At 34.0% G+C, this 16,965-nt stretch carries 16 protein-coding genes and 1 pseudogene; 10 read left to right on the forward strand and 7 right to left on the reverse strand.

Going from position 1 to position 16,965, the window contains the following annotated elements:
• Window positions 1-19: 19 nt before the first annotated feature.
• From FQU23_RS11200 to ychF, 4 genes are all read right to left on the reverse strand, one after another.
• Window positions 20-1,882 (reverse strand): DNA topoisomerase IV subunit B, encoded by a 1,863-nt coding sequence (locus FQU23_RS11200; protein ID WP_147673904.1) that lies wholly within the window; start codon window positions 1,880-1,882, stop codon window positions 20-22.
• 134 nt (window positions 1,883-2,016) lie between these two features.
• Window positions 2,017-3,213 carry a nicotinate phosphoribosyltransferase gene (pncB, locus tag FQU23_RS11205; RefSeq protein ID WP_147673905.1) on the reverse strand — a complete coding sequence of 399 codons (1,197 nt, stop codon included), beginning with the start codon at window positions 3,211-3,213 and terminating at the stop codon, window positions 2,017-2,019.
• Window positions 3,214-3,219: 6 nt separating this feature from the next.
• Window positions 3,220-3,744, reverse strand: a complete 525-nt coding sequence (locus FQU23_RS11210) for an NADPH-dependent FMN reductase (RefSeq protein ID WP_147673906.1) — start codon at window positions 3,742-3,744, stop codon at window positions 3,220-3,222.
• A gap of 278 nt (window positions 3,745-4,022) precedes the next feature.
• Window positions 4,023-5,117 carry a redox-regulated ATPase YchF gene (ychF, locus tag FQU23_RS11215; RefSeq protein ID WP_132110520.1) on the reverse strand — a complete coding sequence of 365 codons (1,095 nt, stop codon included), beginning with the start codon at window positions 5,115-5,117 and terminating at the stop codon, window positions 4,023-4,025.
• A 221-nt stretch (window positions 5,118-5,338) separates the two neighbouring features.
• On the opposite strand from ychF, the gene FQU23_RS11220 reads away from it, so the two are divergent.
• Window positions 5,339-7,972: a TonB-dependent receptor gene (locus FQU23_RS11220; RefSeq protein WP_147673907.1), complete on the forward strand. Its 2,634-nt coding sequence runs from the start codon at window positions 5,339-5,341 to the stop codon at window positions 7,970-7,972.
• A 239-nt stretch (window positions 7,973-8,211) separates the two neighbouring features.
• Window positions 8,212-8,745, forward strand: a complete 534-nt coding sequence (locus FQU23_RS11225) for a hypothetical protein (protein WP_132110524.1) — start codon at window positions 8,212-8,214, stop codon at window positions 8,743-8,745.
• Between the two features lie 83 nt (window positions 8,746-8,828).
• On the opposite strand, the gene FQU23_RS11230 is transcribed toward FQU23_RS11225, so the two are convergent.
• Window positions 8,829-9,179 carry a 4Fe-4S dicluster domain-containing protein gene (locus FQU23_RS11230; protein ID WP_147673908.1) on the reverse strand — a complete coding sequence of 117 codons (351 nt, stop codon included), beginning with the start codon at window positions 9,177-9,179 and terminating at the stop codon, window positions 8,829-8,831.
• 135 nt (window positions 9,180-9,314) lie between these two features.
• Between FQU23_RS11230 and FQU23_RS11235 the strand changes: the two genes are divergently transcribed.
• The 6 genes from FQU23_RS11235 to FQU23_RS11260 all read left to right on the forward strand — a co-directional run bounded on the left by FQU23_RS11235 (window position 9,315) and on the right by FQU23_RS11260 (window position 14,204).
• Complete coding sequence (locus FQU23_RS11235; protein ID WP_147673909.1) at window positions 9,315-10,373, forward strand: acyl-CoA reductase; 1,059 nt, start codon at window positions 9,315-9,317, stop codon at window positions 10,371-10,373.
• A gap of 93 nt (window positions 10,374-10,466) precedes the next feature.
• A complete protein-coding gene (serC, locus tag FQU23_RS11240) occupies window positions 10,467-11,537 on the forward strand; it encodes a 3-phosphoserine/phosphohydroxythreonine transaminase (protein ID WP_147673910.1) in 1,071 nt (356 codons plus the stop codon).
• 170 nt (window positions 11,538-11,707) lie between these two features.
• Window positions 11,708-12,658, forward strand: coding sequence for a D-2-hydroxyacid dehydrogenase (locus FQU23_RS11245; protein ID WP_147673911.1), 951 nt, complete (start codon window positions 11,708-11,710; stop codon window positions 12,656-12,658).
• 93 nt (window positions 12,659-12,751) lie between these two features.
• Window positions 12,752-13,315 (forward strand): hypothetical protein, encoded by a 564-nt coding sequence (locus tag FQU23_RS11250; RefSeq protein ID WP_147673912.1) that lies wholly within the window; start codon window positions 12,752-12,754, stop codon window positions 13,313-13,315.
• 119 nt (window positions 13,316-13,434) lie between these two features.
• Window positions 13,435-13,869 (forward strand): DUF6146 family protein, encoded by a 435-nt coding sequence (locus tag FQU23_RS11255; RefSeq protein ID WP_147673913.1) that lies wholly within the window; start codon window positions 13,435-13,437, stop codon window positions 13,867-13,869.
• Between the two features lie 32 nt (window positions 13,870-13,901).
• The gene (locus tag FQU23_RS11260) at window positions 13,902-14,204 is read left to right on the forward strand and encodes a DUF6787 family protein (RefSeq protein ID WP_147673914.1); all 303 of its coding nucleotides are present in this window, start codon (window positions 13,902-13,904) and stop codon (window positions 14,202-14,204) included.
• 7 nt (window positions 14,205-14,211) lie between these two features.
• On the opposite strand, the gene FQU23_RS11265 is transcribed toward FQU23_RS11260, so the two are convergent.
• Together FQU23_RS11265 and msrA are read right to left on the reverse strand one after the other, a co-directional pair.
• Window positions 14,212-14,511, reverse strand: coding sequence for a hypothetical protein (locus tag FQU23_RS11265; protein WP_132110538.1), 300 nt, complete (start codon window positions 14,509-14,511; stop codon window positions 14,212-14,214).
• Complete coding sequence (msrA, locus tag FQU23_RS11270) at window positions 14,511-15,059, reverse strand: peptide-methionine (S)-S-oxide reductase MsrA (RefSeq protein ID WP_147673915.1); 549 nt, start codon at window positions 15,057-15,059, stop codon at window positions 14,511-14,513. The genes FQU23_RS11265 and msrA overlap by 1 nt, the downstream gene beginning before the upstream one ends.
• A 245-nt stretch (window positions 15,060-15,304) precedes the next feature.
• Between msrA and FQU23_RS11275 the strand changes: the two genes are divergently transcribed.
• Both FQU23_RS11275 and FQU23_RS11280 read left to right on the forward strand, forming a co-directional pair.
• Window positions 15,305-15,970: an ABC transporter ATP-binding protein gene (locus tag FQU23_RS11275; protein WP_147673916.1), complete on the forward strand. Its 666-nt coding sequence runs from the start codon at window positions 15,305-15,307 to the stop codon at window positions 15,968-15,970.
• Between the two features lie 54 nt (window positions 15,971-16,024).
• A pseudogene (locus FQU23_RS11280) lies at window positions 16,025-16,790 on the forward strand (TIGR02757 family protein).
• Window positions 16,791-16,965: the final 175 nt, after the last annotated feature.

Below are 16,965 nucleotides of genomic sequence, written 5' to 3' on the forward strand. Positions count from 1 at the left end.
ATCAACTTTATATTTTTTTTTATACTGCTTCAATAACATCCAGCTCCACCTTCAAATTCTTGATAATAAACTCTTGCCTATCGGGAGTATTTTTTCCCATATAAAAAGAGAGTAATTGCTCAATCGAGGTATTTTTATCCATCATAACAGGATCTAAGCGAATGGTTTCTCCAATAAAGTTTTTAAACTCATCTGGCGAAATCTCTCCTAATCCTTTAAATCGGGTAATTTCTGGTTTCGGTTTTAGCTTTTCGATAGCTTCTTTTCGCTCTTCTTCAGAATAGCAATAGATTGTTTCTTTCTTGTTTCGAACTCTAAAAAGTGGGGTTTGCAAAATATATAAATGCCCTTCTTTTATCAATTCTGGAAAAAATTGCAAGAAAAAAGTAATCAACAGCAAGCGAATGTGCATTCCATCGACATCGGCATCTGTGGCGATAACAATATTATTATAACGTAACTTTTCTAATCCATCCTCGATATCTAACGCCGATTGCAATAAGTTGAACTCTTCATTTTCATAAACAATTTTTTTGCTCATTCCGTAAGAATTCAAAGGTTTTCCACGTAAACTAAAAACGGCCTGTGTATTTACGTCACGTGACTTTGTAATCGATCCAGATGCTGAATCTCCCTCAGTTATAAAAAGAGTACTTTCTAAATTTCTAGGATTTTTTGTGTCTGGAAGATGCGCTCTACAATCTCTCAGTTTTTTATTATGTAGATTGGCTTTCTTAGCGCGATCTGTGGCAAGTTTTCTGATTCCTGAAAGTTCTTTACGTTCCCTTTCGGCCTGTAAAATTTTACGCAACAAAGCATCGGCAGTTCGTGGATTCTTGTGTAAATAGTTATCTAATTTTGTTTTTACAAAATCATTTACAAAAGTTCTTACTGAAGGCATTCCTGGTTCAGACCCCATATCCGTCGAACCTAATTTGGTTTTGGTTTGCGACTCAAAAACAGGTTCCATTACTTTGATGCTAATCGCCGTAACTATAGACTTTCGAACATCTGAGGCTTCAAAACTTTTGTTATAAAACTCCCGAATCGTTTTTACAATAGCTTCGCGATAAGCAGCAAGATGCGTTCCACCTTGTGTGGTGTTTTGTCCGTTTACAAACGAATGGTATTCTTCACTATATTGCGTTTTACTGTGTGTTAAAGCAATTTCAATATCCTCTGCTTTCAGGTGAATAATTGGGTATTCTAAATCCTCAGCATTAATAGTTTCTTCTAATAAATCTCTCAGTCCATTCTCAGAAAAATATTTTTCACCATTAAAAATGATGGTCAAACCATTGTTTAAGTAACAATAGTTTTTAAGCATTTTGATGATATATTCAAACCTAAACTTATAGTTTTTAAAGATGGATTCGTCTGGAATAAAAGTAACTTTAGTTCCTTTGCGTTTCGTCGTATCAATAACATCTTCTTCCAGCATTAAATTTCCAGCTGAAAATTCGGCTGCCTTTTGTTTCTCATCACGCACTGATTCTACACGGAAATAATTAGACAAAGCATTTACCGCTTTTGTTCCTACTCCGTTCAAACCCACCGATTTTTTGAAGGCCAAAGAATCGTATTTTCCTCCGGTATTCATCTTAGAAACGACATCAATCACTTTTCCTAATGGAATTCCACGACCGTAATCTCTCACGGAAACCGTTTTGTCCTTAATCGTAACTTCAATCGTTTTTCCTGCACCCATGACAAATTCATCGATACAGTTGTCTAGAACCTCTTTTAAAAGAATATAAATACCATCATCTGGTGAAGAACCGTCTCCCAGTTTCCCGATATACATTCCGGGACGCATGCGAATGTGCTCTTTCCAGTCGAGTGACCGAATATTATCTTCGGTATATTGATTTTGATCGGACATTGTAAATTTTGTGGATTTTAACTTCGTTCTGTTCGGACTTCGCTTTCAGCATAGACCTTGAGTGTGCTAATATAGTGTAATTCGATAAATTTAAAAAGGGCTTCGCTTCAAAGTTATTAAAAATGATTTCGACATCATAAAATCAATTCATTTTGGGATTCTATTCCTAAAACTTGTTGGGCAAGAGCAATCATTTTTGGAGTTCCAGTATGTTTATTTTTTTCATCTGATAGTTTTACCACCGCTTCCCAATGACTATTTTCAGGTTTAGTATCCGTAAGTTTAATTACCATATTCATAGCGGGTAAACCCACATCATTACTAAAGTTTGTTCCAATACCGAAAGACATTTTTATTTTTCCTCGACAAAAATCGGCAATGACTTTTACCTTTTCAAAATTCAAAGAATCCGAGAAAACAATAATTTTCGATTTCGGATCTATGCTCATTTTTTCGTAATGTTCGATCGTTTTTTTGGCAAACTCTATTGGATCGCCACTATCGTGTCGAACACCATCAAAAAGTTTAGAATATTTTTTATTAAATTGTTCGAAAAAGACTTCGGTAGTGTACGTATCCGTTAAAGCAATTCCAAGATCGCCGTGGTACACTTTTGTCCAATTTTCGAGACTTACGGCATTGGCCACTTTAAATCCGTATTCCGAAGCGTGATACATAAACCATTCATGAGCATGTGTTCCCGACGGTTTTCTGTTTTGCATCATCGCCAAATGCACATTGCTAGTTCCTAAAAAACTATTCGCACCAAAAGTGTCTAAGGTTTCATTAACTAATTTTTGAACTTTATACGAATGACGACGGCGGGTCCCAAATTCTAAAATCACAACACCTAAATTATTATAATTCTCTATTTTTGATTTTGTAATGCGTTTCACTTCTTCATCATCAACACGAATTAAGTTTTGCGAAGTATAAAAAAGTTCTGAAATCAAAGCCATTAAAGGAACTTCCCAAAGAATCGTTCGATACCAATATCCTTCGATAATAACTTTCAAATCACTTCCCTGCTGCTCAATTGTAACTTCGGCAGGATCGTATTGATAGCCTTGTAAAAAATCTAAATAAGTTGGGTCTAAATAGGGACAATTATCAGCAAGGAATTTCTTTTCGGCAACTGTCAACCTTAAATCAACCATCGCATCGACAGCATTGCGAAGTAATTTAGCAAAATGAGGTGGGAACTGATGTTTACCTCGGTTAATGAATGCGTAGCGAACTTTAGCCTTTGGAAAAAGCTTGATTACAGCATGCTGCATGGTAAATTTATAGAAGTCATTATCTAAAATGGAATGTAATTGAACTGAAATCATATCTCGTTAAAAATTATCTATAATTAGTTTTTGAAGTTCTTTTCGCAACTCGACGTTACTAATTTCCCCTTTTTCACTATCAAAATTAGCGTCAAAACTGGGTAAAGAGAAAGTTGCTTTTACATTTCCTCCATAAAACGGAAAAGCATTTTTAGCAATTCCTAATACAATTGCGGCACCATTTGCACCTGGAGAAGTTGACATCAGAAGCATGGGTTTATCTTGAAAAACCCTTTTTTGTATTCGGGTACACCAGTCAAAAACATTTTTAAAAGCTGCGGAATAGTTTCCATTATTTTCGGCCATCGAAACGACTAAGATATCGGCGCTGGCAATTTTATCCAGAAACTTTTGCGCTAAAGAATGTTTCCCCATTTCTTCTTCGACATCCACGCTAAAAATAGGCATCTGGTAAGCATTTAAATCCAATACTTCCACTTCGGCATTTTCGAATAAACTGGAAGCATAGGCTGCTAATCTTTTATTAATGGATTTTTTACTGGGGCTTGCGCCAAAAGCTATAATCTTCATGACTTTTTTTATAAAAATAGTAAAATTAGCACACCGATGGAAATTTAGCGGTACAAATTAACACCCAGTTTTACATTCCGGAGGAATCTCAAACCCAATAAATTATACTAAAAGAATTATAAGGGGACAAAATAGCTGTTTCATGGTTTGTACGAGATGCTTCCAGCGTAACAAACTTGGCGTCCAAAAGTGGTCGAAAAAAAAATAAATCCCACAAAAAAACCGTAAAATTACTTCTACGGCTTTCTATATTCTTTGTTCTATTCTCTTCTTTCTTCTTAAACGTTAAATCTAAAGTGCATAACATCGCCATCTTTAACTATATATTCTTTTCCTTCTACTTTGAACTTCCCAGCTTCTTTTGCTTTAGCTTCTGAACCATAATGAACGAAGTCTTCATAAGAAATCACCTCAGCACGAATAAATCCTTTTTCGAAATCAGTATGAATTACTCCCGCAGCTTGTGGTGCAGTAGATCCAACGTCTATTGTCCAAGCTCTCACCTCTTTTACACCTGCTGTAAAATAAGTTTGTTGTTTCAATAATTTATAAGCTGCTCTAATTAAAACAGATGCACCTGGCTCAGTTAAACCCATATCTTCTAGGAAAACCTGACGCTCTTCGTAGCTTTCTAATTCAGTAATATCAGCTTCAGCACCTACCGAAAGGATAATAACCTCAGCATCCTCGTCTTTCACTAATTCACGAACTTGATCCACATATTTATTTCCGTTTACAGCAGAGTTCTCATCTACGTTGCAAACATACAATACTGGTTTTGCAGTAATTAATTGAAAACCTTCCATCAAAACCTCTTCATCATTATTTTGAGGAGTTATTGTTCTAGCTGATTTTGCTTGAAGCAATGTCTCTCTGATACGGTCTAACAGTGCTTTTTCAGTTTGCGCTTCTTTATTTCCAGTTTTGGCCGCGCGATTTACTTTCTCTAAACGTTTTTCAACATTTTCTAAATCTTTCAATTGCAACTCAATGTCGATTGTTTCTTTGTCGCGAATTGGGTTTACATTTCCGTCAACGTGAACGATATTATCATTATCAAAACAACGTAAAACGTGAATAATAGCGTTACACTCTCTAATGTTTCCTAAGAATTGATTCCCTAAACCTTCTCCTTTACTAGCTCCTTTAACTAAACCTGCAATATCTACAATATCAACAGTTGCCATCTGAACGCGTTCTGGTTTAACTAGTTCTTCTAGTTTTTCAATTCTTGGATCTGGTACGTTTACAACACCTATATTAGGTTCGATTGTACAAAAAGGAAAGTTAGCACTTTGCGCTTTTGCATTCGATAAACAATTAAATAAAGTTGATTTTCCAACATTTGGTAACCCTACAATTCCTGCTTTCATATTATTTATATTTACGTATAGTATTGTACTACTATAAGTTCTATGTTTACTTTAAAATTTTGCAAATATAAGATTTAATAAATGCTCAAGCAGAAAAAACATTACATTAATACAATTATGTATATTTTTTATAAAAAAAAATTGATTTTGCCTTTATTTTGTTAAAAAAAAATTAAATTGCGAATGCTTTTACACTAAACAAAAACCAAATTAACTTTATTATGAAAAAAATTGCATTATTATTTTTACTGCTAAACGCCTCGTTTCTTTTTGCACAAAAAGAGATTTCTGGAGTAGTAAAAGACGACTCTGGCAGCCCACTTCCTGGAGTTAACATCGTTGAAAAAGGAACTAATAATGGTGTTTCTACTGATATGGCAGGAACTTACAAGATAAAAGTTCAAGAAGGAGCTACAATCGTTTTTAGCTACATTGGTTTTACCAAAGTAGAAAAAGGGACTTCAAGTTCGAAAGTTGATGTTGTTTTATCAGAAGAAGGTGGGCAGACATTACAAGAAGTGCAAATTGTAGGTTCTAGAAACGCAAAAAGAACTGTAGTAAATTCAGCAGTCCCTATCGATGTTATTAATGTAAGAGATGTAACAACGCAAAGTGGAAAATTAGAGATTAATGAATTGCTACAATATGTTGCTCCTTCATTTAATGCTAATAAACAATCTGGTTCAGATGGGGCAGATCACGTGGATCCAGCTTCATTAAGAGGTTTAGGTCCAGATCAAACTCTAGTTTTAATTAATGGAAAAAGAAGACATCAATCGTCTCTTATCAACCTTTTTGGAACTCGCGGACGTGGAAATACAGGAATCGATTTAAATGCAATTCCAGCGGCTTCTATTAAAAGAATTGAAATCTTGAGAGATGGCGCTGCGGCACAATACGGTTCTGACGCTATTGCGGGAGTAATTAATATTGTATTAAATGATAATGTGGATGAACTAACTGGATCTATTACATACGGAGCATTTAATACTAATGCTAAAGGCGATTTCCTTGACGGAACTACAAATACAGATGGATATCGCTTAGATCAAAACGGAAATGGAAATTCATATGGAAAAGATCAATCTTTTGATGGTGGCTCCATTAAAGTTGCTGCAAATTATGGTGTTGCAGTGGGTGACAAAGGTGGTTATGCCAACTTCACTACTGAGTATTTAAACAAAAATAAAACATTACGTCCTGGATATGATTTCAGAAAAGGATTTGGAGAAGCAGCTATTCAAGGATTTAACCTTTTTGGAAATTTTGCAATGCCAATATCTGACAAAACTGAGTTCTATGCTTTTGGAGGAAGAAACTATAGAGATACAGACGCTTATGCTTTTACCAGAAATGATGGAGAAAGAGTTGTAGAATCAATCTATCCTGGAGGTTATTCACCAAGAATTACATCAAACATTTTAGATAATTCATTTGCAGCTGGTTTTAGAACTGAGACCGCTAGCGGTTGGAAAATTGACATCAGTAATGCTTATGGTCAAAACCTTTTTCATTACTACATAAAAGGAACTATTAATGCTTCATTAGAAGGAGCTTCACCTACAGAATTTGATGCTGGTGGACATAGTTTGAGTCAAAACACAACTAATTTTGATTTCTCTAAAAATTATAGCTCTGTATTAAACGGAATGAATATCGCTTTTGGCGCTGAATTTAGAACAGAAAACTTCAATATTTTTGCTGGAGAAGAAGGTTCGTACTCTACTTATGACACTAATGGAAGAGTGATCGTCGACCATACAACCCAAACAGCGCCAACGGATCCTATCTCTGGAGAATTAAGACCAGGTGGATCTCAAGGTTTTCCCGGATATAGTCCAGCTAACAAAGTTGACAAAAGCCGTACGAACTTGTCATTATACGCTGATACCGAATTTGATATTACAAATTCACTCTTAATAAGTGGAGCAGTTCGTTATGAGAACTATAGCGATTTTGGAAGTACCGTAAACGGAAAAATAGCGGCAAGAATTAAAGCTTCAGAAAATTTCAATATTAGAGGATCTTTGAGTACAGGATTTAGAGCTCCTTCATTAGCACAAATTTATTACAATTTGCGTTTTACAAATTTCAATGCCTCGGGAGCGACAGAAGTTATACTTTCGCCTAACAACAGTCCGGTTACTAACGCCTTTGGAATACAAAAACTAAATGAAGAAAAAGCGGTTAATGCCTCTTTAGGATTTACTGCAAATTATGGTGATTTCACTGCGACAGTTGATGGGTACTCTATTAAAGTTAAAGACAGAATCGTTTTAACTGGATATTTTGACGCAAGTTCATTCAACTTAGGTGTTTCAGAAGCTCAGTTCTTTACAAATGGAGTGGATACAAAAACTACAGGTTTAGATTTAGTTTTAAATTGGAAAAAATCATTTGGAGATTCAAAATTCGGAGTAACACTTGTTGGAAATATCAATGACATGAAAATTGAAAATGTCAAAAACGATAATTTAGATGAAGCTATTTTCTTTGGAGATAGAGAAAAAGCATTTTTACTGGCATCTGCACCAAAATCGAAATTTGGTTTAAACCTTAATTATTCAAAAAATAAATTTGATGCAGGTTTGGCTTTCACTAATTTCAGTAAAGTAGTATTAGTTGATTATAATGATGAAGATGATGTTTATACTGCTAAAACAATTACTGATTTAACTCTAGGATATAAGCTTTCTAAAAGTCTTAAATTAAGCGTAGGAAGTAACAATTTATTTAATATTTATCCAGACAAGCAAGATGAACAAGGAAATACTGAAGCTGGTGGTTACTGGGATTCAGTACAAATGGGATTCAGCGGAGCTTATTATTATGCAAGATTAGGATTTAATTTCTAATTAATTCATTTTATAAAATTTCTAATAATGCGAGGAAGAGCTGTCTGATGACAGCTCTTTTTTTATTCCCCATTCTAAAAACAATCTGCTTTAAGAAAGCCAACATTCAAATTGTTCATTACTGTATTCTTATTATTAACTAAGGAGTGAATAATACAAACTTTACTGATAATATTATAACAGCTTAAAAGTCAATTACTTTTAAATTTGTGATATACAAATTACTAAAATTAAATATTATGAAAATTATAATGATAGGAATGGTAGCTTTTTTATTTTCTTTAAATATTCAAGCTCAGAAAAAAAATGTAAAGACAGAAGTTAAGACTAACATCACTACGGTAAAAGACTCTGACGGAAAAAAAAGTGTGATTCAAACTAAGGAAATCGAAGAAGTACAAACTATTGAACTGAAAGATGCTGATTCTAAAGTACTAAACAAAGACATAAAAGAAAGTCCAGTAGAAGTTACTGCAACTACAAAAATCACAGAAAACGGAGTAACGAAAGTAATTTCTGTGGATCGATCTGCTTATTATGAATTAGACGGAAAAAAATATAAGGTAGCTAGTGACAATAATGGCTACATCATGTTTAATCCTAATGGCGAAAAATCAGCTGTATTAAGAAAAACATCTAACAACAATTATATCTACAAAGCAAAAGATAAAACATCTTATGGTCATTTTAACGCTGATGGAAATTTAGTATTAGAGACTTATGATGAAAATACTGATACAATAACGATTACAACTTATATTATTACTAAATAGTAGAAAGTAATTTCTTAAAAACGAAAAATCCTGTTAACCGTGGCTAACAGGATTTTTTTTATATTATTTAAACAAGTATTAATCTATTCGTTATGCAAAAATGCTTGTCTGTTCAATAAAGTCTCTTCTGTTTCAACATGATCATCATCAGGAATACAACAGTCTACAGGACATACAGCGGCACATTGTGGCTCATCGTGAAACCCTTTACATTCCGTACATTTTCCAGGAACAATGTAATATACCTCGTCAGATATTGGAGTTTGTGCGTCTTCAGCATCAACCTCAGTACCATCTGGTAAAATAACTTTCCCCGTTAATTTAGTTCCATCTTTATATCTCCAGTCGTCTGCACCTTCATATATTGCTGTATTTGGGCACTCCGGTTCACAAGCCCCACAATTGATACATTCGTCAGTTATAATTATTGCCATTTTATTATAGTATTGGTTATTCGAAATAAAAAAGTCTCACTAAGTCATTTTATGACTTTAAGACTTTTGACTTTCGACATATTAAAGCTTATTTTTGTACAAAATTACAATCAAAACAATTCATAAGCAAACATTATGACATTAGAAACAAAAAAAAGTGTTTTTGTTGAATTAGGAAAGTTCTTAAGCCAATTTTCTGAAGATAATACGATTAAAAACCCTGAAGTTTTAAAGAACGATCAATTTTTTGACGACTTTATTGATCTGATAAAATTATCGCAATCTCATAATGGCTGGTACACGCCAGAACAGGTTTATTTTTCGATTCAATCATGGGCTAGCGCACTTACTGAAGAAAGCTTAAATCAATGGCTTTCTGCTTACACTATAGATAATGAAAACCCGAAAAACATTGCTTTAATTTTAGCTGGAAACATTCCTTTAGTTGGCTTTCACGACTTCCTGTCGGTATTAATTTCAGGCCATAGTGTCTTAGTTAAAACATCCTCTAACGACCAACATTTACTTCCGTTTATGGCGAAATATATTATCGCTATAGATCCAGAATTTGCTGATAAAATTACTTTTGTCGAAGGAAAATTAGAAAATTTTGATGCCGTAATAGCTACAGGAAGCAACAATACGGCTCGTTATTTTGAATATTATTTTAAAGACAAACCTTCTATTATTCGAAAAAGTAGAAATTCAGTTGCTATTTTAAATGGAAAAGAGACTACAGAACAACTGACCGCATTAGGTGAAGATATATTCCGTTATTTTGGTTTAGGATGCCGCAATGTGTCTAAACTTTTTGTACCAAAAGGCTACTCTTTTGATACTTTTTTTGAAGCTATTTTCGAATATCAAGATGTTATTCATTATGAAAAATATGCCAATAATTACGATTACAATAAGGCTGTTTTCCTAATGAGCAATTTCAAATTGTTAGATAATGGTTTTTTGACTTTAAAAGAAGACAAAAGCCATGCATCTCCAATTTCGAGTGTGTTCTATGAATATTATGATAACATCAATGAATTGCAAACTCGATTAGAGGAAGAGCGCGACCAAATACAATGTGTGGTGAGTACTAATTTAATTGAAAACAGTATTGATTTTGGACAAACGCAACATCCTAAATTATCAGATTACGCAGACAATGTGGACACTATATCGTTTTTGTTAACAACATAATAGAAATATGTGCAATAATAATCGAATATTAATCGCTTTTTAAAGTCCTATTCCCGAAATTTGCTTTTTAATTTTTTGGACTTAAACTACACCATGAAAAAACACAACTACAGCGCAGGACCATGCATTTTACCACAAGAAGTATTTGAGAAATCAGCACAAGCTATTTTAAATTTTAACGATTCAGGATTATCTATTTTAGAAATTTCGCATCGAAGTAAAGACTTTGTAGCCGTTATGGATGAAGCTAGAACACTAGCTCTTGAATTATTAGGTTTAGAAGGCAAAGGATATAAAGCACTTTTCCTTGCAGGAGGTGCTAGTTTAGAGTTTTTGATGGTTCCTTATAACTTGATGAAAGAAAACGGTAAAGCAGCTTATCTTGACTCAGGAACATGGGCTAGCGGAGCGATAAAAGAAGCTAAATTCTTTGGAGAAACTGTTGTTGTTGCTTCTTCAAAAGAAGAAAATTACAATAATATTCCAAAAGGATATACAGTACCTGCAGATGCAGACTACTTTCACTGTACTAGTAACAATACCATTTTTGGAACTCAAATGAAAGAATTTCCTTCATTAGACATGCCGATGGTATGTGACATGAGTTCTGATATTTTTTCTAGAGTATTAGACTTTACAAAATTTGACATTATCTACGCCGGAGCTCAAAAAAATATGGGCCCTGCAGGAACTACTTTAGTTATCGTAAAAGAAGAAATTCTAGGTAAATCAGGTAGAACGATTCCAAGCATATTGGATTATGAAAAACATATTAAAGCAGATAGTATGTACAATACTCCCCCTGTTTTTCCAGTTTATGCTTCCTTATTAACTTTACAATGGCTGAAAAACCTTGGAGGAATTGCTGCTGTTGAAAAATTAAACAACGCAAAAGCGGCATTATTATATGATGAAATTGACAGAAACCCACTATTTAAAGGAGCTGCAGCTGTTGAAGACCGTTCTAACATGAATGCTACTTTCTTATTAAATGATGCTGCACACACAGAAACCTTTGATGCAATGTGGAAAGCTGCAGGAATATCAGGAATACCTGGACACCGTTCAGTAGGTGGTTACAGAGCTTCTATGTATAATGCAATGCCAGTTGAAAGCGTTCAAGTACTTGTTGATGTGATGCAAGCGCTTGAAGCGAAAGTATAAGTAAACAATATCATAAGTGGGATTCCTAGCCCCGATAGTAGTGAAAATCCTTTATATTTTTTTCTTTAAAAAAATATAAAGATTGAAACGAATAGCGGGAAATAGCTCCTAAAAACAATAATATAAAATAGGAGGATTAGATTTATTTTTTCCTCGAAATGCAATAAAAAATGAAAGTATTAGCAAATGACGGAATTTCAAAAAGTGGAATTGTAGCTTTAGAAAAAGGTGGATTTGAAGTAATTACAACAAAAGTAGCCCAAGAACAGGTAGCTAACTTTGTAAACGAAAATAACGTAGATGTGGTTCTTGTAAGAAGTGCTACTAAAGTGCGTAAAGATATTATTGATGCTTGCCCAGGATTGAAAATTATTGGTCGTGGTGGTGTAGGAATGGACAATATTGATGTGGATTATGCTAAAAGCAAAGGAATTCACGTAATAAACACTCCGGCTTCATCATCAGAATCAGTAGCTGAATTAGTTTTTGCGCACTTATTTTCTGGTGTACGTTTCTTACATGATTCTAACAGAACAATGCCTCTTGAAGGAGATTCAAACTTTGATGGTTTGAAAAAAGCATACGCTAACGGCGTGGAGTTAAGAGGAAAAACTCTTGGAATAGTTGGAATTGGTCGTATTGGTCAAGCTACTGCAAAAATGGCTCTTGGATTAGGTATGAAAGTAATTGCTGCGGATAGTTTTATTCCACAAGTTGGCGTAAAAGTAGAATTCTTTGACGGACAATCGATCACTACAACAATCGTTTCTCAATCAGTAGAATCATTATTTAAAGAGGCTGATTTCATTACTTTACACGTTCCTGCTCAAGATGGCTACATCATTGGAGAAAAAGAACTAGCAACGATGAAAGATGGTGTAGGTATTGTAAACTGTGCTCGTGGTGGTGTAATTGACGAAGTAGCTTTAGTAAAAGCATTAGACAGCGGAAAAGTATTGTTTGCTGGCTTAGATGTTTTTGAAAGTGAGCCAAAACCAGAAATGGCAATCTTAATGCATTCTAAAATCTCGTTGACTCCACATATTGGTGCTGCAACGGGAGAAGCGCAAGACAGAATCGGTACTGAATTAGCTTCACAAATAATTAGTCTATTGAACTAATAATTGCAATAAATAATCAAAAAGGATTTATTAACTCGTTTAGTAAATCCTTTTTTTTATATAAATTTGTTATCTAATCTAATCTTAAAACTCATGTTTGAACAATTAAATCAATTAGTACAACAATATGGTAATGAATCAGTTGTTAAAAACGATGCCATTCCAAACGAACAAAACGAAGCGGTAATGAATGAAGCCAGTAACTCTATTCTTTCTGGACTGCAAAAGATGGTATCAGAAGGTGGTGTAGAACAACTTGCTGGTTTATTTAACGGAAATAATGCTCAAACTGATTCTAATCCCGTTGCACAAAAACTTACGGAACAACTTACGGGGAACCTTGGCGCTAAATTTGGCTTGAGTAATGAAGTAGCTTCTGGAGTTGCTGGCAGTATGATTCCTAAAATTTTAGGATCTTTGATTGGTAAAGCTAAAGACCCAAATGATTCTAGCTTAAACATTTCAGATTTAGTGAATGTTATTTCTGGCGGAAGTGATAAAAACTCTGGTGTTATGGATGCTATTTCAAAATATGGCGGGCAATTTGGCCTAGATCAAAATGCGGATGGTAAAGTAGATATGTCAGACGCAATAGATGCCGTTACAAAAAATAGTGGCGGTGTGGGAGGAATATTGGGTAAACTTTTTGGTAAATAAAATAGTCATTTATCAAATTATAGAAAGTCATTTATCAAATTAAATGACTTTTTTTTATTGGAAAAAACTAGTAATCAGTCCTTTATTATCCGTAACTTTATTGATATAATCCACATATCATGAAAAAAAGCTTTTATATAGTAGCCGTAATGTTTTGTATTTTAATTAGTTGTAACACTTCCAAGTCTACTATAATTGAGAAAGAAAAACTAACAGGTTTGACTAGCGATACTGTTAGAATTGCCAATGATAAACTAGAATATGAAGTAATCATAATCGATCCAGGTTATAGTTCTTGGTTAGCCTCAAGGGCATTCTCTAGGGGTTATCACTCGCAATCTTACTTAGAAAACAAAAATAAATTATGGATCACCGAATGGAATAGTAGGGTTTTACAACCTTTTCGCTATAATCCCAATCTATACGAAATGACCATAAACTATGATCAAAATGTCGATTATGGATATGAGGTGAATTACTTAATTTATAACTACCTGGTCTATTTTCAAAATACCTACAAACAAAAACTTTTTGGTTATGTTCCTTCGAGATAATGTTCCTATATTTGTAATCATTATAAATAGAAATGAAGGAATTAAAAAAACGTTGGAAAATTGAGTCCAATTTTCAACTAGCCATTATATTTATCGGCTTTGCAATTACTGGATCTACTTCGGCTTGGCTATCAAAACCAGTTTGTTTTTGGTTGGGAATTATGAAAGAAGATTTCGGTTTTTGGTACACTCCACTTCGTTTACTGATAATTTTTCCAATATACCAAGTGCTTTTGGTCTTAGTAGGATTTCTTTTGGGCCAATTTAAATTCTTTTGGGCATTTGAGCAAAAAATGCTTAAAAGCATGGGCTTAGGTTTTCTTTTTAGAACATAAAAAAGACTTAACTTTTACTTTCTCTTTTTATAACATAATTATAGAACCACATTAATGTAAAAGAAGGTATAAAGTCAGTGAATGGGAGTATTTCTTCTAAAAAAGCGACCACTCCACCTACTCGACCTGCAGTTCCTTTATACATTCTTGTCATTAGATAAGCTGCAACTGGTGCCCAAATAACATCTGAGAACTCACCAATCATAGGGACTGTAAAAGATAACATCCCAATAGCATCAAATAAAAGACCTAGAAATAGATCTCTTTTTTTAGTGTTTCTATCCAACTGCAGCCCTACTTTTTCCATTATTTTTTAAGTTTATCGTGATACACTTTTTTCAATTTTTCTATCTTAGGAGTGATGATGTAAGAGCAATAGCCTTGCGTTTTATTACCGTTATAATAATTTTGATGGTAATCCTCAGCTTCATAAAATTTTGATACTGACGAAATAGCAGTTACAATAGACTTTCCAAAGGTGTCTTCTCTCGTCATTAAATCAATGTAGTCTTCAGCTGTCTTTTTCTGTTCTTCGCTATGATAAAAAATTTCACTGCGGTATTGAGTCCCCACATCATTTCCTTGACGATTTAATGTCGTAGGATCATGGGTGGCGAAAAATATTTCTAAGAGTTCGCCAAATGATATTTCCTCCGGATCAAAAGTGATTTGAATCGCTTCAGCATGACCTGTGTCGCCACCGCAAATCTCTTTGTATGTAGGATTTATCGTCTCTCCTCCAATATATCCTGAAACAACCCTATTTACTCCCTCTAATTCTAAAAACACTGCTTCTGTACACCAAAAACAACCTCCTGCAAACGTAGCTACTTCCATTCCTTTTTCTATTTCCATTGTTTTTAAGTATTTTAATTTAGGGTATATACTACTGTTTTTCAGCTTACATTTCGAAATTCACAACATTACAAATAAAATTGTCTTTAAATCCGTAACACCCTTCTTGTAATTCAAATTTAGGGTTTTAAAAAGTCTCTCCTATTTCTAATTAACTAAATTTTATAGTTTGTTCTTTCAAAATTAATTTGTCACTCATTTAATATTCATTTAAATCTTTGTTTCTTTGTAGCAAATAGCTTCCTATGATACATGCCAAAAATCTGCATAAATATTACGACCAACTCCACGTATTAAAAGGAGTGGATTTACATATTAAAAAAGGGGAAATCGTCTCTATCGTCGGTGCTTCTGGGGCAGGAAAAACGACGCTTTTGCAAATCCTTGGAACTTTGGATAAACCATCAGAAGAAAAGGACATCGAGCTTCGAATCAACAATGAAGACATACTGAAAATGAATGATAAAAACCTTTCTAAATTTCGAAATTTAAATCTTGGTTTTATCTTTCAGTTTCATCAGTTACTGCCAGAATTTACAGCATTAGAAAACGTATGTATTCCTGCTTATATTGCCAATAAATCAAAACAAGAAACAGAAACTGAGGCGAAAAAATTATTGGATTTTCTAGGTTTATCGCATCGACTTAATCATAAGCCTAACGAACTTTCAGGAGGAGAACAACAACGAGTTGCGGTAGCACGCGCATTGATCAACAAGCCCGCAATAATATTTGCAGACGAACCTTCTGGTAACCTCGATACCGCATCTGCAGAAAACTTGCATCAATTGTTTTTTAAATTGCGTGACGAATTTGGTCAAACTTTTGTAATTGTAACTCATAACGAAGAATTAGCGAATATGGCCGACAGGAAACTGGTCATGGTCGATGGGCAAATAAGTGCACAGTAATCAGTATTCTGTTCTGAATAAACAGAAAAATCCATATCATCCGTATCTCATTAAATGAATCAAGCTGAACTCAAATCATTTCTCGACGAAAAAGTCATTCAATACAATACCTTGGTTTTTTATAGAAAGTGATCCGGTGCAAATACCGCATCTTTTTTCTCGAAAAGAAGATATCGAAATTGCGGGTTTTTTAAGCGCAACCATTGCTTGGGGTAATCGTACTATGATTATCAAAAATTCGCATCGAATGATCGATTTGATGGGAAATGCTCCTTTTGACTTTGTGATGTCGCATACTGAGGACGATTTACAAAGATTAGCCACTTTTGTACACCGCACTTTTAACGGTCAGGATTTTAGCTTTTTTATAAAAAGTCTTCAAAATATTTATACGAATCACGATGGCCTTGAAGCTGTTTTTTCTAAAAATCAAGAGACACCTTCGATACAAAAAAGCATCTCTGAGTTTAAGAAAATATTTTTCGAAATCCCACATGCACAACGTACTCAAAAACACGTTTCTGACCCCATGAATGGATCGGCGGCAAAACGAATTAATATGTATTTAAGATGGATGTGTCGCCAAGACAACAAAGGAGTAGATTTAGGAATTTGGAAAAGTATCCCGCCCTCCATTTTATCTTGCCCTTTAGACGTCCATTCTGGTAATGTTGCTCGAAAACTTGGGCTGCTGACTCGAAAACAAAATGATGGCAAAGCACTAGCGGAATTAGATTTACAACTTCGGAAATTAGATTCAACGGATCCCGTTAAATATGATTTTGCACTCTTTGGATTGGGAGTTTTTGAAGGATTTTAATATTTAAATTATACTGTTTACCAGCAGATATTTGCTCTATTTATAAAATATCTCTTGTATAAAACGGATATTTTGGATTGTTACCAACCTATTTTTGATGTTAAAAAGAATAGATATGTTATTCATCGATACATTTAACACTTTATCGTGTTTATCATGAACAAATTACACTATT

The organism is Flavobacterium sp. XN-5, assembly GCF_008033395.2.
In the GTDB taxonomy this organism is placed as follows: Bacteria; Bacteroidota; Bacteroidia; order Flavobacteriales; family Flavobacteriaceae; genus Flavobacterium; species Flavobacterium hiemivividum.

Bases quoted from the DNA above. Each gene is read 5' to 3' on its own strand.
- FQU23_RS11225 (WP_132110524.1), top strand. From the start codon at position 8,212: ATGAAAATTATAATGATAGGAATGGTAGCTTTTTTATTTTCTTTAAAT.
- ychF (WP_132110520.1), bottom strand. From the start codon at position 5,117: ATGAAAGCAGGAATTGTAGGGTTACCAAATGTTGGAAAATCAACTTTA.
- FQU23_RS11230 (WP_147673908.1), bottom strand. From the start codon at position 9,179: ATGGCAATAATTATAACTGACGAATGTATCAATTGTGGGGCTTGTGAA.
- FQU23_RS11275 (WP_147673916.1), top strand. From the start codon at position 15,305: ATGATACATGCCAAAAATCTGCATAAATATTACGACCAACTCCACGTA.
- FQU23_RS11260 (WP_147673914.1), top strand. From the start codon at position 13,902: ATGAAGGAATTAAAAAAACGTTGGAAAATTGAGTCCAATTTTCAACTA.
- serC (WP_147673910.1), top strand. From the start codon at position 10,467: ATGAAAAAACACAACTACAGCGCAGGACCATGCATTTTACCACAAGAA.
- msrA (WP_147673915.1), bottom strand. From the start codon at position 15,059: ATGGAAATAGAAAAAGGAATGGAAGTAGCTACGTTTGCAGGAGGTTGT.
- FQU23_RS11235 (WP_147673909.1), top strand. From the start codon at position 9,315: ATGACATTAGAAACAAAAAAAAGTGTTTTTGTTGAATTAGGAAAGTTC.
- FQU23_RS11255 (WP_147673913.1), top strand. From the start codon at position 13,435: ATGAAAAAAAGCTTTTATATAGTAGCCGTAATGTTTTGTATTTTAATT.
- FQU23_RS11265 (WP_132110538.1), bottom strand. From the start codon at position 14,511: ATGGAAAAAGTAGGGCTGCAGTTGGATAGAAACACTAAAAAAAGAGAT.
- FQU23_RS11220 (WP_147673907.1), top strand. From the start codon at position 5,339: ATGAAAAAAATTGCATTATTATTTTTACTGCTAAACGCCTCGTTTCTT.
- pncB (WP_147673905.1), bottom strand. From the start codon at position 3,213: ATGATTTCAGTTCAATTACATTCCATTTTAGATAATGACTTCTATAAA.
- FQU23_RS11210 (WP_147673906.1), bottom strand. From the start codon at position 3,744: ATGAAGATTATAGCTTTTGGCGCAAGCCCCAGTAAAAAATCCATTAAT.
- FQU23_RS11245 (WP_147673911.1), top strand. From the start codon at position 11,708: ATGAAAGTATTAGCAAATGACGGAATTTCAAAAAGTGGAATTGTAGCT.
- FQU23_RS11200 (WP_147673904.1), bottom strand. From the start codon at position 1,882: ATGTCCGATCAAAATCAATATACCGAAGATAATATTCGGTCACTCGAC.
- FQU23_RS11250 (WP_147673912.1), top strand. From the start codon at position 12,752: ATGTTTGAACAATTAAATCAATTAGTACAACAATATGGTAATGAATCA.